We start from the raw sequence: 25,500 nt of genomic DNA on the forward strand, positions 1-25,500 counted from the left end.
TTATTGCTGCGGCGTGCCGCGCACGTCGAATTCCACTTTCCAGCGCTCGGCGCCGTCAGGGGAAACGGCCAGCAGTTCCAGCGTGCCCGCTTCCGTGACTCTGGCGTGCAATTTCACTTGCACCACGTCGCCGGCCGAGCGGCCTTCGGCCGATAACGTCGCCTGGATTTCGCTCAGCTCCTGCAATTCATCGGGACCCCAGAAGTCCAGCAAGTCGCCGATCTGGTCGTTGCGGCGCGTGGACGAGGCGAAGAAGCGGAAGTGCACGGGTTCACCGACGACCAGGCCGAATTGCTGGCCTGGCAGTTCCAGTTCGCTGCCTTCTTCCATGCCGAACGGCGCCACGCACAGGGCCTGGATCGGCGGTTCCATGCCGGGGATGGCCGGCATGGCCGATTCGATGGCGACGTAGAAGGCGCTGGCCGTGCCGCCGCGGATGCGCACGCCATGGCCGCGCCGCACGTAGCTGTAGTAGGCCGCGCCACGCGCGACGGCCAGGTCCAGGTCGGCCCCGGCCAGCATGCGTGCCGGTTCCGCGCCTTCCAGGTACAGCCAGTCGTTGACGGTCGCCATGATGCGCTGCACCAGCAAGTCGGACTTGAAGACGCCGCCGTTGAACAGTACGGCCGTCGGGTGCAAGAAGCTGGCCTCTGCCGACTGGCGGCCCGCAAAGCCTTCCAGTTCGCTGGTCGCCGCCACTTGCCGGCCCAAAAACGCTGCCAGGTGGCGCGTGATGGCCGCGTCCTGCGCATATGGCAAGCCCAGTTGCGTTAGGCCGGCGCGCGTGCGCACGGCAGGGCGGCTCGATGCTTCCACTTGCGGGAAGAAGCCGTCGAGAATGAAGGTGGACACTTCCGCGCGCGTCAGTTCCGTGCGGATGGAGCCGCCGATCAGTTTCGAGCCGCGGCTCGGCACGACGATCGGTGCCACATCGAGGCCGCTGTCGGCCAGCAGGCTTTCCTTGGCGCTGCGGCAGCCGTAAGTGAGTGCGCGCATTTGCCAGGCGTCGAGCTGCGTGCCGTTGGCGGCCAGTTTGCGCGCCACCAGGTGGGCCAGCGCCAGGTCCATATTGTCGCCGCCGAGCAGGATGTGTTCACCGACGGCCACGCGGTGCGGTTCCAGCACGCCGTCGCGTTCGAGCACGGCGATCAGCGAAAAGTCGCTGGTGCCGCCGCCCACGTCGACCACTAAAATGATGTCGCCCGGCTTGACTTCCTTGCGCCAGCGGCCTTCGCTGGTCTGGATCCAGCTGTACAGGGCCGCTTGTGGCTCTTCCAGCAGGGTCAATGCGGTGTAACCGGCCGCCTGCGCCGCTTCCATCGTCAGCTCGCGCGCGGCCGGATCGAACGAGGCGGGTATCGTCACCGTGATTTCCTGCTGCGCGAACGGCGCTTGCGGGTGGGCGTTGTCCCAGGCCTGGCGCAAGTGCGTCAGGTAGCGCGTGGCGGCCGTGATCGGTGAAATGCGCGCGACTTCGGCCGGCGCGTCGTTCGGCAAAATCGCCGCGCGGCGGTCCACGCCAGGGTGGCACAGCCAGCTTTTCGCACTCGAGACCAGACGAATCGGCGTGGTGGCGCCGCGGCTGCGGGCCATTTCGCCCACGACGAACGGCGCTTCGGCTGCCTCGGTGACCCAGGGCAGGGCCAGGTCGCCCGCCGCCACTTCGTCGGCGTGCGGCAGATACACGAACGAGGGCAGCAGTGATAATTCTTCTACCGTGCCTGGCGCCGACAACTGCGGCACTTTCAGCACGCCGTGGCTGGACTTTTCGCCGTCGCTCTCGACCAGGTTCACATACGACAGGGCGCTGTGGGTGGTGCCCAGGTCGATGCCGATGGCGTAGCGCGGGGTGTTGTTGGCTTGATCGCTCACAGTTCCACCTCGGCCGGGGCCAGGATGGCGGCGTCGTGCTGCCCGCTCAGTTTCGGCAGGCGCACGCTCGAAGCGCGCCAGCCGCGATGGCTCAGGGTGCCCGTGAAGGGCGCCGCGCCGACGACGTTGCCCGTCAGGCGTACTTGCGCGCTGTCAAAACCTTCCTGCAGCACGATGCGGCTGCCTTCGGCTTCCTGGCGGACGGCCTCGATGGTGAAATACTCGCGCATGACCTTGGCGCAGCCTTCGTGCACCACGCGGGCGGCCGCGCCGATGTCGGCATCGGCATGGCTGCCCAGGTTTTCCTGTGTGAAATCGATCAAGCGCGCTTCGCGTTGCAGCAGGGCCAGCAATTGCAGGGCGGCGTCCGGCGTGGCTTCTTTTAATATGACGGGCGCTGCGGCCGGCGTTGGCACGGGGGCAGGCGCAGGAGCAGGAGCAGGAGCTACCGGCGCCGCCTCGGGCAAGGACAGTTTTTCCACGCGGGCCGCATAGGCGGCGTCCGACAGGGTGCTGAAGAAGGCGCCAAAAGCCAGCGGGACGCGGCGCCAGAACGATGGGTGGGACGATGGTGTGCTCATAGGAACTCGTTTCTCTGATCTGTAGGGTGGCGTCGGCGGCGCGCCCGGTGGCGGGGCCGCTTCGCAGGGTAGTGCAGGTGCCGGCCCCGTCGTACATATCGGGCCGGCTGCGTTTGCCCGCATGATACCAGCTACGGGGCCGCCGCCAAAGCCGCCGGCCCCGACGCAGCCAGCCTGACGCATGGATTTTCTTTGTTCCTGCGCAAGGAAACGCTCGATTTCGTGCCGTTTCGACTAGAATCGCGCATTATCTTTTTGCATGATCTTGATGCCATGGTTGCCGACTTTTTCCCCGACTTTTCCATCTATCTGGCCAGCAGCACGTACATCGACAGCGAGCATCCGGCGGTGCGCGCCAGGGCGGCCGAACTGGCGGCAGGCGCCGTGAGCGACGCCGCCATCGCGGCCCGCTGCTTTGCCTTCGTGCGCGACGAGATTGCCCACAGCTGGGACTACCAGCGCAATCCCGTCACCTGTCGCGCTTCCGACGTCTTGCAGCATGGCACGGGATATTGTTATGCGAAGAGCCATCTGCTGGCCGCGCTGCTGCGCGCCAACGGCATTCCTGCCGGCCTGTGCTACCAGCGCCTGGCCGTGGGCGAAGTGGGGCCGCCGTTTTCCCTGCATGGCTTGAATGCCGTGTATCTGGAGGACTTCGGCTGGTACCGCATCGATGCGCGCGGCAACAAGCCCGGCGTCGATGCCGCCTTTGTGCCGCCACGCGAGCAGCTGGCCTTTCCCGTGCTGGCGCCCGAGGAACGCGACTTGCCGGAAATCTGGGCGGAACCGTTGCCGCAGGTGGTGGCGTCCCTGACCAGCTACGCCACGGTACAGGACGTGGCGGCGCAATTGCCCGATATCGAGATGCTTCCGCTTTGCAAATAATCCAAAGAAAGAAACCATGAAAAAAGTCTATATTGGCGTGCTCGGCCTGATGCTGCTGGCCGGTTGCGGCAGCAAGGGCGAGAGCGCGGGCCAGTCCAGCGCCGCGCGTCTCGATGGCAAGGAAAAAGGCAGCGAGTTCCTTGCCTATGAACACAATGTCAACGTCGATACGCATGAGGCGCAAGTGCGGCCCCTGTATGAACGAGTGGTCGCCGCCTGCAAGGCCGACACGGACAACGGCTGTCTGCTGCTCGATTCGAGCATTGACGGCGGCCGCTACGTGCATGCGCGCATCAGCATGCGCGCCAAGCCGGCCGGCATCAAGAAGCTCGTGGAGCTGGTTGCAGCCGGCGGCGACGTCACTAGCCAGGGCACCAAGGTGGAAGACCTGGGGCGTCCCGTGCTCGACAGCAAGAAACGCCTGGACATGCTCAAGCAGTATCAGGCGCAATTGCAGGACCTGGAAAAACGCTCGGGCGCGAACGTCGACGCCCTCATCAAAGTGACCAAGGAGCTGGCCACCGTACAAGTGGAACTGGAGCAGGCGACGGCGGCCAATGCGCTGTTGATGCAGCGCATCGACACGGACTTGCTGAATGTGGCCATCAGCGCCGAAGGCAAGCAATCGTTCTGGCGTCCCGTCAAGCGCGCGCTGGGCAATTTCACGGAAAACCTGTCGGAAGGCGTGGCCAACGCCATCACGGCCATGGCGTATATCCTGCCGTGGCTGATCGCGTTCGTGCTGCTGTTCCCGCTGGGCCGCAAGGGCTGGCGCCGCCTGAGAGGTACACCGCGCAAGGATTAAAGTGCAAGGATAGCCGCGTCCGGCGCACCTTTTTACGGCAATTTGAAACCTGGCTGCACAGTCCTTGTGCAGTCAGGTTTTTTTTCGTGCGGCGCTGGCCGCGTGCACCATGCCAGACGCTTGGTGCTGCTGGCATGCATTCTGCTTTAACAACATCGTATGCCCAGACCGTCCCCCACGAACCATTCACAGGAGTCTCCATGTCACGACGCATCATCCTGAAAGCGGTCGCCGCCGGCGCATTCGCCCTGGCCACCTCCACCACCATGCAGGCGGCCCTGGCCGCCGACACCATCAAGGTGGGCATCTTGCACTCCCTGTCGGGCACCATGGCCATTTCCGAAACATCGCTGAAAGACGTGGCCTTGATGACGATCGCCGAGATCAATGCCAAGGGTGGCGTGCTGGGCAAGAAGCTGGAAGCCGTCGTCGTCGATCCCGCATCGAACTGGCCTTTGTTTGCGGAAAAAGCGCGCCAGCTGGTGGCGCAGGATAAAGTGGCCGTGGTGTTTGGCTGCTGGACGTCTGTCTCGCGCAAATCGGTTTTACCTGTCTTCAAGGAACTCAACAGCCTGCTGTTTTACCCGGTGCAATACGAGGGCGAGGAGCTGGAAAAGAATGTGTTTTATACGGGCGCCGCACCGAACCAGCAGGCGATCCCGGCGGTGGAATACCTGATGAGCAAGGATGGCGGCGGCGCCAGGCGTTTCGTACTGCTGGGCACGGACTATGTGTATCCGCGCACCACCAACAAGATCTTGCGCGCCTTCCTGAAAAGCAAAGGGGTCAAGGATAGCGATATCAGCGAGGTCTACACGCCATTTGGCCATGCCGACTATCAAACCATCGTCGCCAATATCAAGAAGTTTTCCACGGGCGGCAAGACGGCCGTCATTTCCACCATCAATGGCGATTCCAACGTGCCGTTCTACAAGGAACTGGGCAATGCGGGCTTGAAAGCGACGGATGTGCCCGTCGTCGCGTTTTCCGTGGGCGAGGAAGAGCTGCGCGGCATCGATACCAAACCCTTGCTTGGTCACCTGGCGGCGTGGAATTACTTTGAATCCGTCAAGAACCCTGTGAATACAGCCTTCATCAAGCAGTGGAAAACGTATGCGGTGGCGCAAAAGCTGCCGAACGCGGGTTCGGTGGTGACGAACGACCCCATGGAAGCGACCTATGTGGGCATTCACATGTGGGCGCAAGCCGTGGAAAAAGCCAAGTCGACGGACACGGACAAGGTGATCGCCGCCATGGCCGGCCAGAGCGTGAAGGCGCCATCGGGCTTCACCTTGACCATGGATGCGACGAACCACCACTTGCACAAGCCCGTGATGATCGGCGAGATCAAGGCCGATGGGCAATTCAACGTCGTGTGGAAAACCAAGGAACCGATCCGCGCCCAGCCGTGGAGCCCGTTTATCAAGGGCAATGAGGGCAAGCAGAAGTTGTAGGAGCTGATATTTAACCCAGCAGCAACTGCCGGGGTCGGACCCTGAGGGTCCGACCCCAGTCGTCGCCCTTGGGGGCAGCATACGCCCCCGTGCAGTCATTCTTTGGAACGCACATGCAGCTCCTCCCCAAACTGCTGATCCTCGCCTGCCTGTTACTATCCCCGCTGGCACAGGCCGCCATCCCTCCCGACCTGCTGAAACCGCTGTCCGGCGACGACCCCGATGCCAGGGTCGCTGCCGTCGCCCGGATCGCCGCCCTGGCCACGCCCGAGGCCGCCAAGGTGCTGCAAGCGCTGCAGGACGACGCCTTGTATGCCGCGCCCGATGGCAAGGTGTATGTCGTCGACGGCGAGCAAGCCTACGATCCGGCCACGGGTCAGCTGGGTGCCGTGCCCGACGGCATCGATGGCGTGATGGTCAACAACCGCTTGCGCTCGGCCGTGGCGGGCGCCTTGTCTGGCTTGCAGTTGCTGGCGCCGGAACGCAGCGCCCGGCTGGCGGCCGCGCAAGCCTTGCAAAAGGCGATCGATCCCGCGCAGCTCCCCCTGATCCGCACGGCGCTGGCACGGGAAAACGATGCTGACATCAAACAGATCTTGCAAGTGCTGATCGCCAGCGCCAACCTGCATGCGCCGGACGCCGCCACGCGCAAGCAGGCCGTGCAGGATCTGGCGGGCAGCAGCGATGCCCGGCTGCTGCCCGTGCTGCAAGCCATGCTGGAGAAAGGGGGGGAGCCCGACGAGACTGTGCAACTGGCCGCCATCGAGACCATGCGCCAGATCAAGGGACGAGTGTCACGCATGGAATTGGCCGGCACTGTGTTCTACGGCATTTCGCTGGGCAGCGTGCTGTTGCTGGCCGCCTTGGGCCTGGCCATCACCTTCGGCTTGATGGGCATCATCAACATGGCACATGGCGAATTGCTGATGATAGGCGCTTACACGACGTATCTGTGCCAGCTGTTTTTCCGCAGCTACTTGCCGGCCATGCAGGACTGGTATTTGCTGGCCGCCTTGCCGGCCGCTTTCTTCGTTGCCGGCCTGGTGGGCGTGGCGCTGGAACGCACGGTGATTCGCTGGCTGTACGGCCGGCCGCTGGAAACCCTGCTCGCCACCTGGGGCATCAGCCTGATCCTCATGCAAACAGTGCGTACGATCTTCGGTGCGCAAAACGTGGAAGTGGCGAACCCGGCCTGGATGTCGGGCGGCGTGACCGTGCTGGGCGGCCTCGTGCTGCCGTACAACCGCCTGGCCATCATCGGCTTTGCCGTCATCGTCGTGGTGGCCGTGTGGCTGATCCTGAACAAGACACGGCTGGGCCTGTTCGTGCGGGCCGTCACGCAAAACCGCCGCATGGCCGATTGCGTGGGCGTGGCCACGGGCAAGGTCGACATGCTGACCTTCGGCCTCGGTTCCGGCATCGCGGGCCTGGGCGGCGTGGCGCTGTCGCAGCTGGGCAATGTGGGGCCGGACCTGGGCCAAAGCTACATCGTCGACTCCTTCATGGTGGTGGTGCTGGGCGGCGTGGGCCAGCTGGCCGGCACCGTGATCGCCGCGCTGGGCCTGGGCGAAGTCAACAAATTTCTTGAACCGGTGGCGGGCGCCGTGCTGGCGAAGATCGCCATTCTCGTGTTCATCATCATTTTCATCCAGCGCCGGCCGCAGGGCCTGTTTGCCATGAAGGGACGCAGCGTCGAATGACTACCTCCTATCCGATAAAGCAGGGCCTGTTTACGCGGCCCGTCTGGCTGGCCATTGCCGCATGCACGCTGCTGGCGGCGCTGCTGCCGATTTTTAACCTGGCGTTTGCCGAAGGGCATGCGCTGCACGTGTCCGCCTACACGGTGGCGCTGGTGGGCAAGTTCATGTGCTATGCACTGGCCGCGCTGGCGCTGGACCTCGTCTGGGGTTACACGGGCATCCTGTCGCTGGGGCACGGCGTGTTCTTTGCGCTGGGCGCCTATGCGCACGGCATGTATCTGATGCGCGCCATCGGCGACCAGGGCCAGTACCACAGCAGCTTGCCCGACTTCATGGTCTTTCTCGACTGGAAGACTTACCCCTGGTACTGGGCCTTAACGGAACACTTCTGGTATTGCATGGCCCTCGTCGTGCTGGTGCCAGGCGTGCTGGCTTTTGTCTTCGGTTACTTTGCCTTTCGCTCGCGCATCAAGGGCGTGTATTTTTCCATCATCACGCAAGCGATGACGTATGCCTTCATGCTCTTGTTCTTCCGCAATGACACCGGCTTTGGCGGCAACAACGGTTTCACGGATTTCAAGACGATTTTGGGCCACAGCGTCACGGCACCCGCCACCCGGGCCGTGCTGTTCCTGCTGACTTTGGCTTTCCTGCTGGCGGCCTTGATCGGCGCGCGCGCCATCGTCCGCTCGAAACTGGGCCGGGTGTTGCAGGGCGTGCGCGACAGCGAGGCGCGCTTGATGTTTCTTGGCTACAACCCGCTGTGGTTCAAGCTGTTCGTCTGGACGTTGTCGGCCGTGCTGTGCGGCATCGCCGGCGCCCTGTACGTGCCGCAGGTGGGCATCATCAACCCGTCCGAAATGTCGCCCGCCAACTCCATCGAAATGGTGGTGTGGGTGGCCGTGGGCGGGCGCGGCACCTTGCTCGGTCCGATTGTGGGCGCCTTCACCGTGAACGGCTTGAAAAGCTGGTTTACGGCTGCCTTGCCGGAGCTGTGGCTGTTCGCGCTGGGCCTGCTGTTCATCGTCGTCACGCTGTTCATGCAGCAAGGCATGCTGGGCGTGTTGAGCAAACTCAAACGCAAGCCCGTCGTGGCAGAGGAGGGCGCATGAGCATCCGCATGTTGCCCGGCATGGCCAGCGCCGAAGCTGGTGCCACGTATTCGCGCGTGAAAGGCGAGGGCGTCGATACCACGCACGGCGCCATTTTGTACCTGGAAGACATCAGCGTGTCGTTTGACGGCTTCAAGGCCATCAACAAGCTGAGCCTGGATATTTCCGTGGGCGAGTTGCGCTGCATCATCGGCCCGAACGGGGCGGGCAAGACGACGATGATGGATGTCATCACGGGCAAGACGCGGCCCACGTCCGGCACGGCCTGGTTCGGCCAGACCATGAATCTGGCGACGATGACGGAAGCGCAGATCGCCCACGCGGGCATCGGCCGCAAGTTCCAGCGCCCCACCGTGTTCGAGCAGCACACGGTGTTCGATAACCTGGAACTGGCCATGAAGATGGACAAGCGCGTGGCGCCCACCCTGTTTGCCCGCTTGAGCTCGGAGCAGGCAGGCAGGATCGAAGCGATATTGCGGTTGATACGCCTCAACGGCCACGAGGCGCGGCCGGCCGGCTTGCTGTCGCACGGGCAAAAGCAGTGGCTGGAAATCGGCATGCTCTTGATGCAGGAGCCGCAGCTGATCCTGCTGGACGAACCGGTGGCTGGCATGTCCGACGCGGAAACGGCGCGCACGGCGGAGTTGCTCAATGAATTGCGCGGCAAGCACTCGATCATGGTAGTCGAGCACGACATGGGTTTCGTCACGGAAATTGCCCAGCAAGGCATCGTCACCGTGCTGCACGAAGGGGCCGTGCTGGCGCAGGGCCGCATGGACGAAGTGCAAGCCGACGAGCGGGTCATCGAAGTCTATCTGGGAAGGTAATCATGCTCGAAGTGCAACAGTTAAATCAATACTATGGCTCCTCGCATACCTTGCGTGGCATCAACCTGTCGGCGCGCAAGGGCGAGTGCCTGGCCTTGCTGGGCCGCAATGGCGTGGGCAAGACGACCTTGTTGAAATGCCTGATGGGCGTGCTGCCCGTGGCGCAGGGCAAGGTGGTGTTTCAGGGGCGCGACATCACCAGGCTGGCGCCGCATGCGCGGGCAAAGCTGGGCATCGCCTATGTGCCGCAGGGGCGCGACATCTTTGCGCGCCTGACGGTCGAGGAAAACTTGCTGATGGGTATGGCGGTGAGGCGGGGCAGACTGGCCTCGCGCATCGATCCCCACGTGTATGAGTTGTTTCCGGTATTAAAGGAGATGCTGCAGCGGCGTGGCGGCGATTTGTCGGGTGGGCAACAGCAGCAGTTGGCCATCGCCCGCGCGCTGCTGGCCGAACCGCAATTGATCATCTTCGACGAGCCGACGGAAGGTATCCAGCCGTCCGTCATCAAGGATATCGGCAGGGTCATTGCCTTGTTGAAACAGCGCGGCGACATGGCCATCGTGCTGTGCGAACAGTATTTTGATTTTGCCCGCGAACTGGCCGACGACTTCATCGTGCTGTCGCGCGGCAGCGTGGTGGCCAGCGGCACGGCCGAACAGATGGATGGCGAGGAGGTAAAGCGCCATTTGGCCGTGTAAGGTCAGACGACTTGGAACCAGCCCAGCACGGCGCCGGCCGCCAGCAGCCACAATAAATGGATCTTCGTGCGCCAGATGATCAGGCCGGCCACGATGGACAGGCTCCACAGGGGCCAGTCCGTGCGCAGGTCATGGTTGGCGCCGCCCAAAATCATGCCGGTGGAAATTAGCAGGGCGATGACGATGGGCGCCATGCCTTGCTTGAAGGCGCGCACGGGGCGCAGGTCGCGGTTGCGGTAGCCCCACTGAGCCGCCACGTAGGTGAGGGTGGTGCTGGGCAGCATGATGCCCACCATGGTCACCAGCACGCCCAGGTAAGCGGCCGTGTAGCTGCCCGCATTCATGCCCACGTTCCAGCCCATCAGGGCGACGAACAGCACGTTCGGGCCGGGCGCGGCCTGGGCGATGGCGATCGATTCATTGAATTGTGCCTGCGTCAGCCAGCCATGCTGCTCGACGAGGAAACGGTGCATTTCGGAGGTGGTGGAAATGGCGCCGCCAATCGACATCAGCGACAGCATCAGGTAGTGGCCAAACAGGTTCAGCCAGTCGCCCGTGCTCAACACCAGTTGCAGTGGCGGATTCATGCGGACAGCTTTCGATACGTCAGCAGGCAGCCGATGCCGCCCAGGCCCAGCAGGATGTACAGCAGGGGCCAGCGCAGCACGGCCACCATCAGCACGCCCAGTACGGTGATGGACAAGGTCAGCCACAGGGGCAGCGGATGTTTCACCAGCGCGGTCGCCAGTTTCACGCCCGTGGCGGCGATCATGCCGGCCGACACGGCGGCCATGCCGCGCAGTGCGCCCGCCATCTGCGGGTTGTCGCCAAAGCGCGTGTACAGCACACCGAGCAGCAGCACGATGACGAGGGGCACGGCCAGCATGCCGGCCAGCGCCGCCAGCGCGCCCGGCAAGCCGAAATAGCGCCCGCCCACCATCAGCGACAGGTTGACGACATTCGGTCCGGGCATGATTTGCGCCACGGCCCAGTCTTCCAGAAATTCCTCCTGCGTCAGCCAGCGCTTGCGTTCGACCATTTCGCGCTGGATCACGGCCAGCACGCCGCCGAAGCCCTGCAAGGCCAGCCAGGTGAATGAGAAGAACAGGTCGGCCAGCGAGGCCGGTTGCGGGCGGGGCAGGTCGGGCGGGGGGGATGAAGACATGGCTGATTATCGCCGTGGCCGATTGCGCTTGTCCATCGCTTTCGGCTCCAGTTGTGCCTGCAAGAAAAAAACTGTGGCTCATGTTTCCCTGCCATTGACATCGTGAGTTTATCGGCAATACTTTATCGGCAGCACGACCACTGTTCCTGTCAGCGCGGGTGCGGTTCGTAGCGCTAGGCCGTCTCCCTCCCTCCGTTCCCCCTTCGCAGGAGTTGTTCATCATGCTTAATTCCACAGAAACGCTGCATATGCCCGTCAAAACCGTGGTGCCGCATGCCCGGGTCGATCAAAAGATGTGCGATATCGTCAACTTGGGCATTGCCGTGCAGGCCGCCTTCAGTACCTTGTGTGCCCTGGAATACCTGAAGTCATACAATGTCGCCCCGGAACTGATCGAACGCGTGCTGTTGCATCCGGAGCAGCGCCGCCAGACTATGCATTGAGTAGCCACACGGCAACTGTGTTGCCGGCAGCGTCAGTGCGGCGTTGTCGGATTGATCATTATGGCTCAGTTATGCACAAATGATGGGTTAGCGAAATTGCTGAAATAATTTTCTTGTGATGATATGCGAATTTCTAAGTGATTGATTTTTATGGGTTTTATTTTTGCTGTTTGATTGAGCAGTTTATTGAAAGCCGCACGGGCTGTGGCTTTGAAGCCTGTCAATAGGCGCTTATCCACAAAGATATCCACAGTCCGTGTGGATATCTGAAAAAGCGCTTAACAATCCGCTACTTAGGAAATTGGGGCCGGTCAGCGCCTGCCATCGGCCAGCAAGATGGGCCAGAATGGGGCATGTCACAAGCCTGTATGCCTATCCAGTGCTTTTGTTTTTATGACTGAAAGTAGCGGCGGCTGCTCAGGGTTTGCCGCCAGCCGGTTGCGCTGGCGCGTCGCCGCAGTGGGCCAGGGCGGCGGCGAGGTCGGCGACTTGTTGCTGCGCTTCGCGCAAGGTGGCGTAGGTGCGCAGCGAGGCGATCACGGTGGTAAACAGCTTGCGCGTGGTCAGGTCGGTCTTGCACCAGAAATCATTGATGTCGTAGTCGATGATGATGCGGTGTTCCAGTGCCTGGCCAGGCTGGCCCGTGCGCAGGATGATGCGCACGGCACTGTTGTGCAAGTCTTCGCGCACCTGGCGCGCCACTTGCAGCCCGGCATCCTGGGTTTCCATGATGACATCGAGCAGCACCACGGCGATATCTTGTGTGCTGCGCAGCAAGGCGAGCGCCTCGGCGCCCGAATACGCGTGCAGAAAGCTCAGCCTGCGGCCCTGGAAACTGGCCTGGCTGAGGGCGAACTTGGTCACCACGTGCACATCGACATCGTCATCGACAATCAGCACGCGCCATGGCGCCGCGTTGGCGGACTCTGCCGCCGCGTCTGCCCGCCCGAGTGGCTCCTCAACCAGCCAGTCGGGTTCGTCCGCTCCCTTGGCGGGACTGTCGCTATCCATATTCATGCATTTATCCACCGTTGATCGTGCTCACTCACTCCACACTATGCCAGTCTGCGGGGTTTGTCAAAACAATGCGGTTCAGGCAAGACAGCCTGGAGCAAGATTGCGTATGCCCAGAAAAATATATTTTCATGGTGTTCGGGCAACTTTGCTTTGGCGTAAAATCATGATTCTAAGTCATTGATTTCATTGGAGTAAAAAATTGCCTGTGAAATCAGCAAATTGTTGAAAGCCGCATCGATACTGGCGTTGCGGCTTGTCAAGAGGGGCTTATCAACAACTTTATCCACAGTTGCTGTGGATATCTGAAAAAGCCGTGCAAAAACCGGGGCTTAGCGCCCGTTCGTGCGGCAGGGTGGCAGCATTCACGCTACCAGCCCCAGCCCGCTCAGCTGGGCAAAGGCATGCAGGAAGCGCTGTTTGGCTTCGGCCGGACCCATGGCGTCGATTATACCGGGCAATGGGGCGATGCCGTCAAGGTAAGCCCAGCGCTCGGCCGAGTGCGGCATCAGGTCGCGCTTTTCCGTGGCCAGCGCGATCAGGTCGGCCCGCTTGATGGGGGCGTAGTCGGAAAAATCCAGGCCATACGTGGCGGCGATGATGGCGCTGACCTTGTCTTCCAGTACGGAAAATTCCGGCAGCAGCACTTTCAAGGGCTTCACCATGTCGCCCAGGTAGGCTTCCGCCGCGTCGTGCAGCAGGGCGGCCAGGCGCAAATGGGGCGGCACCAGCCCGGCGACGATCAGGCTGTGCTGGGCGACCGAGTAAAACACTTGCGTCTGTCCATTGAAGCGGCACTGATACGCGAGGCCGTGGGCAATGTCTTCAATGACTACCTTGTCGATATGCGGGCGCAAGGGATAAAAACGGTTGCCGGAATAAGTGGAAACGTAGTCGGTGGTAATCATTGCCTGTGCTCGGATATGCAAGATGGCTCATCGTACACCCGATGGCCCAGGCTTGCCCCGGCCGCCGCGCGTGTGGCGTGCTGCTGAGCCCATGCATCTTGGCAAATCCTTTCATTTATTTCATATCATTCATTGTTCTTTCTCAATACACTGTAGCAATCTTGTTTGTCTGAAACTTCACAGGGGCAGGGCAATGACGGCGCAACCTTCGGCAAGACCTTCGTATATCTATCAGGGCGGTTCGGTGATGATGCACTCGCCGCTGCAATTGAAACAGTCGGAAATGTTCGGCTATTTCGTCAGGGGCGACCTGGCCAGGCTGCAAGCCACCGTGAATACCACCTTGAACCAGGTGGCGGGCAAGCGCATGACCCTGAAAGCGCTGTCGCCGTACGTGATGCTGACGTTTACGCGCGTCAACCATGCGGACTCCGCCAATCCCGTCGACCAGGCCAAGGGCTGGATCACGGAAGTCGACATCGTCACCTGGATCATGGTGGGCCAGATGGATGCGGCAGGCAAGCTCGCGCATATCTATTGGTACCCGTGCCATATTTTCGTCGACGACGCCATGGCCCTGATCAACGGACGCGAGCTGTTCGGCTATCCGAAATACCTGTGCGATTACGAGATTCCCGCCGCCGGCAGCGAGCCGCTGCGCTGTGCCGTGGCCGCCAAGGGTTTCCAGCATTTTTCGCCGGAAACGAAACTGGCCCTGCATCCGTTGCTGGAAGTCAACGCCACCGTGCAGACGGGGCAGCACAAACCCGTCAACAGTTTCCTGGAACTCATCGAGCAGGCCTTCCAGATTTTCCTCTCCATTCCCGATTTCTTCGACATGGACCAGGCCGGCTGGGCGGACATCCTGTCGCTGTTGCGCAAACCTCGCATCGACCAGATCTTCCTCAAGCAATTTCCCGACAGCGCCGGCGTGAAAGCCGTGTACCAGGCCATCGTCGCCGCGCCGGCCGAAATCAACCGCCTGCACAGCGCGCGCCTGCTCGGCTACGAGTATGAATGCACCTTGCACGCGTTTGACAGCTTTCCGCTGGACCAGACCCTGGGCTTGCAGCTGGGGCCGCAGGCGGCGATATTGCCGTTCCATGTGAACTTCGACTTCACGGCCATGCCGGGCGAGGAATTGGTCGACAATTCGCAGATCGCGCCGGAAAAGATCGCCATCCTCGGTGGCGGCGTGGCGGCCATGACCACCGCGTATTATTTGACGAGCCAGCCGGGCTGGCAAAACCGGCACGCCATCACCGTGTACCAGCTGGGCTGGCGCCTGGGCGGCAAGGGCGCGAGCGGGCGCAATGCGCAAGCGGGCCAGCGCATCGAGGAACACGGCTTGCACATCTGGTTCGGCTTTTATGCGAACGCCTTCAAGATGATCAAGGAAGCCTACGCGAGCCTGGAACGCCCGCCCGGCGCGCCGCTGGCCACCTGGCGCGACGCCTTCAAACAGCACGATTACGTGGCCCTGTCGGAAGACGTCAAGGGCCAGTGGCGCAACTGGTCGATCGTCTTTCCCACCTTGCCGGGCGAGCCGGGCGAGGGCGGCGAAGACATCACCCTGTGGCAGATGGCCATCGCCATGGTGGGCTGGATCGAGCAGTGGATACGCCAGATCCGGCAAGTGGCGGACGCCGACGCGCGCATAGAGTGTGCCAGTGCCAGTGCCAGCGCCACCGCGGCGCAAGGCGAGGGCGTGTGGCCGGGCTGGCTGCGCCGCCTGGCCGATGAAGTGGTGGGGCAAGCCGATGAACTGGGGCTCGACGTGGGCCTGTCCGTGGGCGCGCTGGCGGCGCTGGTGGCCGACCTGGCGCCGGACTCCTCGCGCCACGACCAGGCGCGCCACCAGCTGCTGGCCAGCACCCTGAACGGTATCCGCGCCTGGCTGCGCCTGCGCTACCGCGCCCTGATCGATGGCGACGATGCATTGCGCCGCCTGTTCATTTGCCTGGACCTGGGCATCACGGTCATGAAGGGCATGTTCGAGGATGGCGTGTTCAAGAATGGCTTTGACGTCATCAACGACATCGATTTCCGCGCCTGGCTGAAAAAACATGGCGGCGACGAGCAGTTCAGCGTCAATTCGGCGCCCGTGCGCGGCTTTTACGACCTGGTGTTCGCCTACGAGGGCGGTGATTTCGCGAAACCGAACATCGAGGCGGGCACCTTATTGCGGGCGATGGCGCGCATCGGCCTGGCCTACAAGGGCGGCATCATGTTCAAGATGCAGGCCGGCATGGGCGACACGATTTTCACGCCCCTGTACCAGGTGCTCGCCAAGCGCGGCGTGGAATTCAAGTTCTTCCAGCGCGTGGAAGAACTGGTGCCGGGCGCGGGCGACATCGACAGCATCCGCATCACGCAGCAGGTGCAATTGAAGGACCCGGCTGCCGGCTACGCGCCGCTGGTGGATGTGAAAGGCCTGGCCTGCTGGCCCAGCGCGCCCGATTACGCGCAGATCGAGCCGACCCAGGCAGCGCTACTGCAAGCGCAGGACGTCAACCTGGAATCGTACTGGAGCGGCTGGCCGCAGCAGTACCAGCAAGCGTTCGGCCGCGCGCTGCCGGCCACGGTCTTGAAGAAGGGCGTCGACTTTGACAAGGTGGTGTTCGGCATTTCCATCGGCTCGCTGCCCGCCCTGTGCCCGCAACTGCTGGCGCAAAGCCCGGCCCTGCAACTGGCGGCCGAGAAGGTGCAAACCGTGGCCACGCAGGCTTACCAGGTGTGGCTGAACAAAAACCTGGCGCAGATGGGCTGGACCACGCAGCCGAAAGGCCAGCAACCGGTGTTGTCGGCCTTCACGGAACCGTACGACACGTGGGCGCCGATGGATCAATTATTGGCGCACGAAGACTGGCCGGCGGGGCTGGAACCGAAAAACGTCTCGTATTTTTGCAGCGCCTTCCCCGTCGACAGCTACCCGCCCGTCACCGACACGGATTTTCCCGCCCGCTGCGCGGCCAGGGCGAAACAGGGCGCGCTGCACCAGCTGGAACGCGAGATCGGCGCACTGTGGCCCGAGGCGGGCGCGCCCGGCGCGTTTCCTTGGCAATGGCTGGTCGACGCAAAAGCCGGCACGGGGCCGGCGCGCTTCGACAGCCAGTACTGGCGCGCCAACGTCGACCCGTCCGAGCGCTACGTGATGTCGGTGGTGAACAGCACGCAGTACCGGCTGGCCACCGACCAGTCGGGCTTCAGTAACCTGTTCCTGACGGGCGACTGGATCAAGACGGGCCTCAACGCGGGCTGCGTGGAAGCGGCCGTGATGGCGGGCATGCAGACCTCGCGCGCCATGACCGGTTATCCGGCCGTGATTCAGGGCGAGACGGATTTTTAGTGCGGGCGCCTCAAGCTCCCGGCTGAGCTTCCAGGTCGCGCCGCGCCACGTCCAGCGCCGTCTGCAGCTGTGGCAGGAATTGCGTCACGTTATCGAGCTGGCCGTTCGAGGCCAGGGTTTCCATCTGGTGGCACAGGCCGTGCAGGGTGGGGCGGCTCAGGTAGCCGGCGCTGCCTTTCAAGGCGTGGAAGGCGGCGGCGGCTGCGCTGGCGTTGCCATCGCGCACGGCGTGGCAGGCCAGGTCCAGGCGCCGCGGCGCCTCCGTCAGGAACGCTTGCGCGATGCGCTGCAAGTGCTGCGGCGACAGGCCTGCCAGCGGCAGGATGTGCACGGGCGCCGTCATGGGATCGGCCGGCGCGGGTGATTCGTCGGCGGGGTCGTCCAGGCCGAACTGGCGCGCCAGCGTGTCGTCACCGGTGGGCATGGCCGGTGGCAGGGCGTGGCCGCGCGCCAGCAGCAGGTCGATGATGGCGTCGATTTTCTGGAACAGCAGCGCTTCGTCGACGGGCTTGCTGAGGAAGTCGTCCATGCCGCAGGCCAGGTAGCGTTGCCGGTCATGTTCGCTGGCGTTGGCCGTCAGCGCGAGGATGGGGATGTGCGCGTCGGGAATCGGGAATTGCGCGTTGCCGCCGTCGCGGATCAGGCGCGCGGCCTGTTCGCCATCCATCAGCGGCATGCGGCCATCCATCAGCACGCAGTCGTAGGCACCCGTGCCCAGCGCGCGCAGCGCCTGTTCGCCGTTTTCCACGATGGTCACCTCATGGCCCATGCTTTCGAGCAGGGTGCCGATGATGATCTGGTTGGTGCGCACGTCTTCGGCGCACAGGATGCGCAGGCGGCAGGCATGGCGCGCCTGGTGCGTGGGGCGGCGCGCATCGGCCGCCGGCGCGCTGCCGTCATGCAGCGGCAAGGTGAAATGGAAGCGCGAACCGATGCCGACCCGGCTTTCCACGCCGATGCTGCCCTGCATCAGTTCGACCAGTTCCTTGCAGATGGCCAGGCCCAGTCCCGTGCCGCCGTAGCGGCGCGTGGTGGAGTGGTCGGCTTGCTCGAATTTCTGGAACAAACGCGGCAAGGTGTCCGCGTCGATGCCGGGGCCCGTATCGCTGATGATGAAGTCGATCTCGCTGCGGCCATCGCGGCGCGGCGGCGTGCGGGCACGCCGCACTTCCAGCAGCACTTCGCCATTGGCCGTGAATTTCAGCGCGTTGCCCAGCAGGTTGATGAGGATTTGCCGCAGGCGCGTGGGATCGGCGCGCACGTAGCGCGGCAGGTCCAGCGCCAGTTCGCGGCGCAGCAGCAGGCTCTTGGCGTCGGCCTGGCCCTGCACGATGCCGGCCGCGTCGCCGATCAGCGCCAGCAGGTCGAAGTCCACGGTTTCCAGGGTCAGCTTGCCCGCGTCGATCTTCGAGAAATCGAGGATGTCGTTGAGAATGGTCAGCAGCGACACGCCATTGTGCAGGCCGATGCGCAGGTATTCCTGCGTGCGGCCCTTGACGGACTGGTCGCGCAGGGCGAACTTCAGCATGCCGATCACGCCGGCCAGCGGGGTGCGGATGTCGTGGCTCATGGCGGACAGAAAATCGATGCGGTGGCGGCTGACCACTTCCGCGTGCTCCTTGGCCTTCAGCAGGGCGTCGTTGCTGAGGGTCAGGGCCTGGGTACGCTCCTGCACGCGCTGTTCCAGGTTGTTGCGCAGCAGGCGGATCTGGTCGGCCAGGGCAAACGCCAGCAGCAAGCCGTCGAGCGTGCCACCGAGCAGGGTCACCAGCTGGGCGTTGGCCACCATGGCCGGCATCAGGCCCAGGTTGGCCGGCAGGATCAGGAAGCCGGGCAGCATCAGGGCGACGAAGGCCAGCACGAAGAAGCGCGCCGGCTGGTAGCCGCGGCACCAGACGACGATGCCGCAGATCAGCGCCAGCAGCATCCAGATGCTGATGGCAATGGTGGCCAGGGTGTGCGCATACGCCAGGGCGACGAAGCAGCTGGGCAAGAGCAGCAGGGGCAGCACCAGGTTGACCTTGCTGAGGTGGTACAGCAAGGGCGAGTAGTCGCGCAGGCGCAGGAAATGCATGTAAAACAGGGTGCTGAAGACGGGCAGCAGGAAGAACGGCACGTAATGCAGCTGCAGCTGGTGCCAGTCGAACAGGTCGGCAAAGACGTGGAAAGTCATGGCCCAGGCCAGGCCATACGTCAGCACGTACAGCGCGTAATACGCCGAGGCTTTGTCCAGGGTGATGGAAAAGATGAAGAAATTGAACAGGCCCAGCGCCAGCAGGGCGCCGATGGACGCCACCATCAGGAAGTTTTCCTGGGCCACCAGCTTGCGGTAGTCCTGCTGCGTCCTCACGCCGAACTGGGGTGCGCGCGCGTAGTAGGGGCTGGAAAAGCGGATCAGGATGTCATACGTGGCGCCCGGCGCCAGCTGTACGTTACTGCCGTAGTGCAACAAATACTCGTGCGGGCGCTGGTAGCCCGTCAGCAAGGTGTGCGGCGCCGCGTGCGGTGCGGGGCCATACACGTGCAGGTCGACCAGGTCGATCAGGGTGTCGTTCGGGTCGATGACCCAGGCCGCGACGCTGCTGTCGTTGCGCACCTGCGCATGCAGCCAGTAGGCGCCGCCGAACAGGTCGACGTGGTCGGCCGGGCGCTGGCGCGCCAGCCAGGCGGGCAGGGCGGCCGCATCGGCAGGCGCGGCGTCATTTCCGGCGAAAAACAGTTTCCCTTCACTGCCCAGGTGCGCAATGCCTTGCTTGCTCAGGGACAAGGGTGCCGCCTGCGCCGCGCCCGCCAGGCCCAGCAGACTGAACAGCAGACCGAACAGCAGACCGAACAGGAGCGGCCAGCCGCATAGCCAGGCGCTGACGCGGGAGCAGGAAGCGCGGTGGCGGGACGGGGGCGGGTGGGCTGGCATCGATGAGTGTGGTGGTGGTCGCGCGGGACTGGTGGCAACGCCGTTTGCTGTGGATGGCTCATTTTAATCGACTCTCGGTGGCATAAGGACAATTTCATGTCCTGCCGGCATGGCGCGCGCTCCGGTATCATGGCGCCTTTGCCCGCGAGATATTCATGCTCAGTCCCGACCAGTTCCTGGCCTTCCTGGCCGCCGCCGTTTTGATCACCGCCAGTCCCGGCCCCGACAACCTGATGGTGCTCGGTGTGGGCATGTCGCGCGGGCGCCGCCAGGGCATGGCATTCGGCCTGGGCTGCGCCCTTGGCTGCCTCACGCACACGGTGCTGGCGACCATCGGCGTGTCGGCCCTGCTGGCCGCCTCGCCCACGGCATTTATGGCGCTGAAAGTGGCTGGCGGACTGTACCTGGTGTGGCTGGGCATCGGCGCCTTGCGCAGCCGTGGCGGCGCCAGAGTCGATGGCGCGGGCGCCTTGCCTGACGAGTCCTTTCTGCGCCTGTTCGGCAAAGGACTGTTTGCCAACAGTATCAATCCGAAAGTCGTGCTGTTTTTTCTGTCGTTCTTGCCGCAGTTTATCGTCGCGGGCCAGGGCCATGCCAGCTGGCAGACGGCGCAGCTGGGCCTGGTCTTCACGGCGCAGGCTTGCGTGCTGTTCAGCCTGCTCGGCTATTTTTCCGGCGCCGTCGGCCTGTGGCTCAACCGCCGCCCGCGCGCCGGCCTGTGGCTGGACCGCGTGGCCGGCACCATCTTCATCGGCCTGGGTTTGCGCCTGATCCTGGCGCGCTGACGTCTTGCCGGGCGGTAATGCGAAACGCCAGTTCCATCTGGTCTTGCACGGCCATGGCGCCGCCCAGGATGGCGAACGGCACGATGCCGAAGTCGCTCTGTTTCAGCAGCAGGCTACCGCTGGCCTGCAGGCCGCGCCCATCGGCCGCTTGCTCGACCCGCACTGGCAACTGCACGGTGCGCGTCACGCCATGCAGCGTGATGTCGGCCTCAAACACCTCTTTGTCGCCCGTGCGACGGGCCTCGATGCTGACCCACGGATAACGCTCGGCATCCAGCACGCGCACCAGCATATTGTGGCGCGTGCCGGCGATGGCGTCGGCCGACGGCGTCGTCGTCAGGCCCGCCGCCTGGCGCAAGCCCTCTTCATCCACACTCATCTGGTCGAGCCGGAACTGGAATTGCGCGCGTCCCGGCGCGGGCGTCACCACGCCCTGCAAGGTACGGCTGGCGATCACGTGGTCATGTCCCAGGCGGGCCAGCGCGCCGCCACGCCGCACGGTGATCGTCAGCAGGGATTCCTGCGCGACGATATGCAGCACGTGCATGCCCGGCTGTTGCCACGCGGGCGCAGTTGTGGCGGATAGGGCTGCAGGGGCGGCCGGCGCAGGTGCCTGGGCAGGAGCGGGCGGCAAGGGCGTGCAGGCCGCCAGCACGGCGCAGGCAAGCAGGAAAATGGTGCGAAGGTTCTGGCTGGGCATGGGCAGAGAAGAGGGCAGGGGCAACAGGAGCATAGTACGCGATCGGCGCGGCGGCGCGCGTATTGTTAGCGCTACGTCATAAGGCGGTCACATGGCGCTGCTATGATGCTTGTGTTGGCACATAGCATGCGTTGGGCACATCACTACGTTCCGGGAGCGATAGGATGCAGGCATGACTCAACAGCTTAGCCGGTGAGCTCAAGCATCGGCACCAGACACGTGAAACTTGTTTTTGTGGTAATTATTGCAGGGCGGGGCAGGGGAAATGCAGGGATAGTGCGGGGATTTAATGAAGTCCTAAGCCTGTCTCAACGAAGGGCTGGCATAGTGGATACATGGCGCACGGAAACCCCGGGCGCAGGGTTGCCGGACACCTCAATGACCGGCACGATTTCCGCTTTCCTGTTTTTCCCAGTTTATCCCTGCGCTCTGAAACAGCGTTTCAACCGGCTACCGCAATCTGCGAAGCCGGTTTTTTTTGCCTGCGTTTTCATCGGTGTTCATCGCCTCCCGGCGCCGCGGCGCCGGGAATTTTACTTAGCCCGTTTGCTTGGCCAGCCACGCATCGACCGCCGGCAGGCGCTCGGCGCGCACCTTGATGCGGTACTTGATGCCGGCCACGGAACTGTCGGCGTCGCCACGCGCGCCGGCCGGCAGGTTGGCCTGCGCATACGCTTCCAGCTTGGCGATCATCTCTGGCTGCGCCGAACCGGCGGCCAGGCGCGGGAAGTAGCGGCTGCGCGAGCTGGCGTCGATGCGCGCATTGACTTGCTCCAGGTGTGCCAGCGCGAAGTCGAAGGCCAGTTCCGGATGCGTGCGCGCCACGCGCGAGATCATGGCGGGGCTGTTGGTCACGCCCGGTTCATCCGTCAGCGCCAGCGTCAGCGCGCGCTGCGCCAGGGCTGGATCATCGCTCGACGCCAGCAGGTCGTACAACTGGTTCTTGACCAGCGGCGTCTTTTCCTGCTGCGCCCTGGCGTGCAGCTGCTCCCAGGTCGCGGCGTCCGCATGCTGCGCCACCACGCCCAGGATGGTGCGGCGCAGCGGCGCTGGCATGGCGGAGGGATCCTGCTCGCTGGCCGCGTAACGGCGGCGCGCCTCGGCGATCACGCCCGGCTCACCCATGTCGCCGAGGATGGCAATCAGGCGTGCGCGCAGGGTCGCCACGCTCGACGCTTCGCCCGCGCGCGCTTCCCAGCCCGTCTGCGCCATCATCGGCGCCAGGCGCGCCATGGCGAAGCGGCCGAAGGCCTGCTGGCGCGCTTTGCTCTCCGTGCTATCACCGGCATACTGTTCGTACAGGCCGCCCAGGGCGCCGGCTACCTTTCCCAGCACCTGCGGGTCGGCCGACAGCGGCGTCGCCTTCACCAGTTCCAGGAAATCAGCCAGGTTTTGCGCACCGGCCAGGCCCAGCGACTGGCTGTCCGCCAGCAAGCCCAGTTGATCGATGGGCGCCAGGCGCGCAAAGCTGCCCGCCAGCGCGCGCGTGTTGGCGGGCGCGTACACGGTGCGGTAGTAGCCGCTCTGGCCCGCGTTCACCAGCAGGGCGCCGCAACCGGGCACGTTCAAGGTCGCCTTGCCATTCTTGACCAGCACGCGGGCCAGTTTGCCGTTGCCAACCGTCGAGGCGATCACCGGCACTTTCCACGACAGCGCTTTCTTCTCCGGCTGGTCCTTGGAAAACTCCGTCTGCGTCAGGGTCACGCGCGTGCTGCCCTTCCTGCACACGGCTTGGCCCACCGTGATCATCGGCACGCCCGGCTGCAGGGTAAAATCATGGGCGATGGCGCTGACAGGCTTGCCGGCGGCCGCATCGACTTCGCGCCACAGGTCGTCCGACACCGTATTGCCATACGCATGCTTGCGCATGTAGCTGCGCACGGCCGTGCGCCAGGTGTCGGCGCCCACGTACGCTTCGAGCATGCGGATCACCGCTTCGCCCTTCTGATAGGTGATGCCGTCGAAGGCCTGGCTGGCTTGCTCCACGGTGGCGATGCGCTGCACCACGGGATGCGTGGTGCGCAGCGCGTCCTGGCTCATCGCCGATTCGCGCCCGCCCACGTTGGACAGGGCCGTGTTCCACTCCGGGTGCAGACGCTCCGTGGTGCGGCTTTCCATCCACGACGCAAAACCTTCGTTGAGCCACAGGTCGTCCCACCAGCGCATGGTGACCAGGTCGCCGAACCACTGGTGCGCCATTTCATGCGACAGCGTGGTGTAGATGTTTTCCTTGTCCGACTGGGTCGAGATGGCCGGGTCGAGCAGCAGGCCGTATTCGAAGGTGAAGACGGCGCCCCAGTTTTCCATGGCGCCGAAGAACTGGCTGCGGCCCGGCGCGGCGATGTTGTCGAGCTTGGGCAGCGGGTAGCGCACGCCGAAGTAATCGTTGTATTCGCGCAGCAGGGCGGCTGACTCGTCGAGCGCGAAGCGGCTTTGCGCCAGCGCGCCCTTCTTGGTGATGACGCCTATTTCCGTACCGTCGCTCATGGCCGTGGCGCGCTCGAAGTCGCCCAGGCCGAAGAACAGCAGATACGTCGACATGCGTGGCGTGGTGGCGAAGTACACGTGCTTCATGCCATAGCCCATCTCCTCGCTGCGGGCAATCGGCATGTTGCTGACGGCCATCTGGCTGCTCGGCACGACCACACTGAGATCGAAGGTGGCCTTGTAGTCCGGTTCATCCCACGACGGCAGCATGCTGCGCGCATCGGAATTCTCGAACTGCGTGTAGAGCGCGCGCTGGCGCCCTTGCGGCGTGTCATAGTCGAGCGAGAACAGGCCCGTGGCCTGCGTGCCGATCTTGCCGGTGTAGTCGATGCGCAACAGGTACTCGCCCTTGGCAAGCGGCTCGGCAAAATGCACGGTGGCCGTCTGCTTGTCTGCATCGAACTCGATCTTGCGCGTCACCTGCTTGCTGCCGCCTGCGCCTTCGATGGCGGCGGCGGCAAACGCCAGGTTCAGGGCATTGAAGGTGATGCTGGCCGTTGGCGTGTCGACGGCCACCTTGATGGCGGCTTCGCCCTTGAAGGTGGCGGCGGCGGCGTCCGGCGTGATCGACACAATATAGTGCAAAGGCGTGACGCCGCGCGGCAGCTGCGTGGTGGTCGTGGCGGCATGGCTGGCCGAGGCGTATCTGGCGGCGGGAGCGGCGTGGCTCGCATGGGCTGCGGTGATGGAAGCCAGTGCCAGGACGGCGGCGGCCAGTTGGCTGCGGCGGAAACGCGGAGTCGGTGTGCGATGCATGGTATGCCCTTCGTTCATGAGTAAAACGCCCGCCAGCCGGATAGGCTGCGAGCGTTGATGGCGGTTGGGGGACATCGCTGGAACTGAAAGCCAGCGTTCCCGTACAGCAATCTAAGTGGAAACGGGGGCAAAGTCAACGCACCAGGGCCGTCGCGTGGCTGCCGTGCGCTGGTATGATTGTGAACCACCATAACGAGACGAGACCCACGCACATGAAACTGACTATCAGCCCCCGCACGCCCAATCCGCGCCGCGTTACGATGTTCATCGCCGAGAAGGGCATCACCGGCATCGAGGAAGTGGCGCTCGACCTGATGGCGGGCCAGCACCGCGACCCCGCCTTCCTGGCGAAAAACCCGCTGGGCCGCGTGCCCGTGCTGGAACTGGCGGACGGGCGCGTGCTGACCGAGACGCGTGCCATCTGCACCTACCTGGAAGGCTTGCAGCCGCAGCCGAACCTGATGGGCGAGGGTTTCGAGGAGCGCGCCTTCATTGAAATGGCCGACCGCCGCGTGGAACTGCATTTGTTCAGCGCCGCCGCCAACTGGGTGCGCCACGGCCATCCGGCCCTGGTGGCGCTGGAAAACCCGCAGTTTCCCGATTTCGCCACGGCGCAGGCGGGCAAGCTGCGCGAAACGGCGCAATGGCTGGACCAGGTGCTGGCCGGCCAGCCGTATATCGCCGGCGAGCGCTTTACGATTGCCGACATCACGGCCTTCTGCGCGCTGGAATTCGCGCGCGGCCTGATGAAGTACCGGCCCGGTGCGGAAGGGTTACAGAACCTGCAAGCCTACCGCGACCGCATCGCCGAACGCCCCAGCGCGCAGGTGAAGTAAGCAATGTCTGCGGCCCGCGTCGACCTCCGGTCTGCGGCGGCCGCTTTCGCCCGGTAGGTCGGATTAGCGGAACGCGTAATCCGACATCATCGCGGGCGGGCCAACAATGTTGTCGGCTTACGCCCGTTGGGCTAAGCCGACCTACGCCGACCTACGCCGACCTACAGCCCGGTAGGTCGGATTAGCGCGTGAGCGCGTAATCCGAC

Annotated in this window: 20 protein-coding genes; 11 read left to right on the top strand and 9 right to left on the bottom strand. The window is 63.8% G+C overall.

What is annotated here, in order from left to right; translation table 11 throughout:
• Positions 1-1,872 carry an Hsp70 family protein gene (locus CLU93_RS21125; protein WP_099763170.1) on the bottom strand — a complete coding sequence of 624 codons (1,872 nt, stop codon included), beginning with the start codon at positions 1,870-1,872 and terminating at the stop codon, positions 1-3.
• Complete coding sequence (locus CLU93_RS21130) at positions 1,869-2,453, bottom strand: DUF2760 domain-containing protein (RefSeq protein WP_099763171.1); 585 nt, start codon at positions 2,451-2,453, stop codon at positions 1,869-1,871. Before CLU93_RS21130 ends, CLU93_RS21125 begins: the two co-directional genes overlap by 4 nt.
• A 273-nt stretch (positions 2,454-2,726) precedes the next feature.
• Between CLU93_RS21130 and CLU93_RS21135 the strand changes: the two genes are divergently transcribed.
• The 7 genes from CLU93_RS21135 (at position 2,727) to urtE (ending at position 9,937) form a co-directional block, all read left to right on the top strand.
• On the top strand, positions 2,727-3,338 hold the full coding sequence (locus CLU93_RS21135; protein ID WP_099764522.1) for a transglutaminase-like domain-containing protein: 612 nt from the start codon (positions 2,727-2,729) through the stop codon (positions 3,336-3,338).
• A gap of 16 nt (positions 3,339-3,354) precedes the next feature.
• Entirely contained in the window at positions 3,355-4,143 is a 789-nt protein-coding gene (locus CLU93_RS21140) for a DUF4349 domain-containing protein (protein WP_099763172.1), read from the top strand.
• Positions 4,144-4,343: 200 nt separating this feature from the next.
• Entirely contained in the window at positions 4,344-5,597 is a 1,254-nt protein-coding gene (gene urtA, locus CLU93_RS21145) for an urea ABC transporter substrate-binding protein (protein ID WP_099763173.1), read from the top strand.
• A gap of 113 nt (positions 5,598-5,710) precedes the next feature.
• Positions 5,711-7,297, top strand: coding sequence for an urea ABC transporter permease subunit UrtB (gene urtB, locus CLU93_RS21150; protein WP_099763174.1), 1,587 nt, complete (start codon positions 5,711-5,713; stop codon positions 7,295-7,297).
• Positions 7,294-8,409, top strand: coding sequence for an urea ABC transporter permease subunit UrtC (gene urtC / locus CLU93_RS21155; RefSeq protein ID WP_099763175.1), 1,116 nt, complete (start codon positions 7,294-7,296; stop codon positions 8,407-8,409). Before urtB ends, urtC begins: the two co-directional genes overlap by 4 nt.
• Entirely contained in the window at positions 8,406-9,236 is an 831-nt protein-coding gene (gene urtD, locus CLU93_RS21160) for an urea ABC transporter ATP-binding protein UrtD (protein WP_099763176.1), read from the top strand. Before urtC ends, urtD begins: the two co-directional genes overlap by 4 nt.
• 2 nt (positions 9,237-9,238) lie before the next feature.
• Positions 9,239-9,937: an urea ABC transporter ATP-binding subunit UrtE gene (gene urtE / locus CLU93_RS21165; protein WP_099763177.1), complete on the top strand. Its 699-nt coding sequence runs from the start codon at positions 9,239-9,241 to the stop codon at positions 9,935-9,937.
• Between the two features lie 2 nt (positions 9,938-9,939).
• Here urtE and CLU93_RS21170 read toward each other — a convergent pair whose 3' ends face one another.
• The gene (locus CLU93_RS21170; protein ID WP_099763178.1) at positions 9,940-10,524 is read right to left on the bottom strand and encodes a chromate transporter; all 585 of its coding nucleotides are present in this window, start codon (positions 10,522-10,524) and stop codon (positions 9,940-9,942) included.
• Positions 10,521-11,102, bottom strand: a complete 582-nt coding sequence (locus tag CLU93_RS21175; protein ID WP_099763179.1) for a chromate transporter — start codon at positions 11,100-11,102, stop codon at positions 10,521-10,523. The genes CLU93_RS21170 and CLU93_RS21175 overlap by 4 nt, the downstream gene beginning before the upstream one ends.
• Before the next feature lie 221 nt (positions 11,103-11,323).
• On the opposite strand from CLU93_RS21175, the gene CLU93_RS21180 reads away from it, so the two are divergent.
• Positions 11,324-11,545, top strand: coding sequence for a hypothetical protein (locus CLU93_RS21180; protein WP_099763180.1), 222 nt, complete (start codon positions 11,324-11,326; stop codon positions 11,543-11,545).
• Between the two features lie 417 nt (positions 11,546-11,962).
• On the opposite strand, the gene CLU93_RS21185 is transcribed toward CLU93_RS21180, so the two are convergent.
• The gene (locus CLU93_RS21185; RefSeq protein ID WP_243420290.1) at positions 11,963-12,562 is read right to left on the bottom strand and encodes a response regulator; all 600 of its coding nucleotides are present in this window, start codon (positions 12,560-12,562) and stop codon (positions 11,963-11,965) included.
• Between the two features lie 362 nt (positions 12,563-12,924).
• Complete coding sequence (locus CLU93_RS21190) at positions 12,925-13,467, bottom strand: phosphohydrolase (RefSeq protein WP_099763181.1); 543 nt, start codon at positions 13,465-13,467, stop codon at positions 12,925-12,927.
• 193 nt (positions 13,468-13,660) lie between these two features.
• Between CLU93_RS21190 and CLU93_RS21195 the strand changes: the two genes are divergently transcribed.
• Positions 13,661-16,816: an NAD(P)-binding protein gene (locus CLU93_RS21195; RefSeq protein ID WP_257225038.1), complete on the top strand. Its 3,156-nt coding sequence runs from the start codon at positions 13,661-13,663 to the stop codon at positions 16,814-16,816.
• 10 nt (positions 16,817-16,826) lie between these two features.
• Here the strand turns inward: CLU93_RS21195 and CLU93_RS21200 are convergent, their stop codons facing one another.
• Complete coding sequence (locus CLU93_RS21200; RefSeq protein WP_257225039.1) at positions 16,827-19,730, bottom strand: hybrid sensor histidine kinase/response regulator; 2,904 nt, start codon at positions 19,728-19,730, stop codon at positions 16,827-16,829.
• A gap of 155 nt (positions 19,731-19,885) precedes the next feature.
• Between CLU93_RS21200 and CLU93_RS21205 the strand changes: the two genes are divergently transcribed.
• A complete protein-coding gene (locus CLU93_RS21205; protein ID WP_099763182.1) occupies positions 19,886-20,515 on the top strand; it encodes a LysE family translocator in 630 nt (209 codons plus the stop codon).
• Here CLU93_RS21205 and CLU93_RS21210 read toward each other — a convergent pair.
• Positions 20,478-21,248, bottom strand: coding sequence for a YceI family protein (locus tag CLU93_RS21210; protein WP_257225040.1), 771 nt, complete (start codon positions 21,246-21,248; stop codon positions 20,478-20,480). The two genes, CLU93_RS21205 and CLU93_RS21210, sit on opposite strands and share 38 nt — an antisense overlap.
• Before the next feature lie 504 nt (positions 21,249-21,752).
• The gene (locus CLU93_RS21215) at positions 21,753-24,458 is read right to left on the bottom strand and encodes a M1 family metallopeptidase (RefSeq protein WP_099763183.1); all 2,706 of its coding nucleotides are present in this window, start codon (positions 24,456-24,458) and stop codon (positions 21,753-21,755) included.
• A 212-nt stretch (positions 24,459-24,670) separates the two neighbouring features.
• On the opposite strand from CLU93_RS21215, the gene CLU93_RS21220 reads away from it, so the two are divergent.
• On the top strand, positions 24,671-25,294 hold the full coding sequence (locus CLU93_RS21220; protein WP_099763184.1) for a glutathione S-transferase family protein: 624 nt from the start codon (positions 24,671-24,673) through the stop codon (positions 25,292-25,294).
• The last annotated feature ends 206 nt before the right edge of the window (positions 25,295-25,500 follow it).

This window comes from Janthinobacterium sp. 35, from assembly GCF_002754575.1.
GTDB lineage: Bacteria > Pseudomonadota > Gammaproteobacteria > Burkholderiales > Burkholderiaceae_D > Janthinobacterium > Janthinobacterium tructae.

Coding starts and splice junctions, on each gene's coding strand:
- CLU93_RS21220 (WP_099763184.1), top strand. CDS start 24,671: ATGAAACTGACTATCAGCCCCCGCACGCCCAATCCGCGCCGCGTTACG.
- urtE (WP_099763177.1), top strand. CDS start 9,239: ATGCTCGAAGTGCAACAGTTAAATCAATACTATGGCTCCTCGCATACC.
- urtD (WP_099763176.1), top strand. CDS start 8,406: ATGAGCATCCGCATGTTGCCCGGCATGGCCAGCGCCGAAGCTGGTGCC.
- CLU93_RS21205 (WP_099763182.1), top strand. CDS start 19,886: ATGCTCAGTCCCGACCAGTTCCTGGCCTTCCTGGCCGCCGCCGTTTTG.
- CLU93_RS21180 (WP_099763180.1), top strand. CDS start 11,324: ATGCTTAATTCCACAGAAACGCTGCATATGCCCGTCAAAACCGTGGTG.
- urtC (WP_099763175.1), top strand. CDS start 7,294: ATGACTACCTCCTATCCGATAAAGCAGGGCCTGTTTACGCGGCCCGTC.
- CLU93_RS21130 (WP_099763171.1), bottom strand. CDS start 2,453: ATGAGCACACCATCGTCCCACCCATCGTTCTGGCGCCGCGTCCCGCTG.
- CLU93_RS21170 (WP_099763178.1), bottom strand. CDS start 10,524: ATGAATCCGCCACTGCAACTGGTGTTGAGCACGGGCGACTGGCTGAAC.
- CLU93_RS21135 (WP_099764522.1), top strand. CDS start 2,727: ATGGTTGCCGACTTTTTCCCCGACTTTTCCATCTATCTGGCCAGCAGC.
- urtA (WP_099763173.1), top strand. CDS start 4,344: ATGTCACGACGCATCATCCTGAAAGCGGTCGCCGCCGGCGCATTCGCC.
- CLU93_RS21190 (WP_099763181.1), bottom strand. CDS start 13,467: ATGATTACCACCGACTACGTTTCCACTTATTCCGGCAACCGTTTTTAT.
- CLU93_RS21200 (WP_257225039.1), bottom strand. CDS start 19,730: ATGCCAGCCCACCCGCCCCCGTCCCGCCACCGCGCTTCCTGCTCCCGC.
- CLU93_RS21195 (WP_257225038.1), top strand. CDS start 13,661: ATGACGGCGCAACCTTCGGCAAGACCTTCGTATATCTATCAGGGCGGT.
- urtB (WP_099763174.1), top strand. CDS start 5,711: ATGCAGCTCCTCCCCAAACTGCTGATCCTCGCCTGCCTGTTACTATCC.
- CLU93_RS21210 (WP_257225040.1), bottom strand. CDS start 21,248: ATGCTCCTGTTGCCCCTGCCCTCTTCTCTGCCCATGCCCAGCCAGAAC.
- CLU93_RS21185 (WP_243420290.1), bottom strand. CDS start 12,562: ATGAATATGGATAGCGACAGTCCCGCCAAGGGAGCGGACGAACCCGAC.
- CLU93_RS21175 (WP_099763179.1), bottom strand. CDS start 11,102: ATGTCTTCATCCCCCCCGCCCGACCTGCCCCGCCCGCAACCGGCCTCG.
- CLU93_RS21140 (WP_099763172.1), top strand. CDS start 3,355: ATGAAAAAAGTCTATATTGGCGTGCTCGGCCTGATGCTGCTGGCCGGT.
- CLU93_RS21215 (WP_099763183.1), bottom strand. CDS start 24,458: ATGCATCGCACACCGACTCCGCGTTTCCGCCGCAGCCAACTGGCCGCC.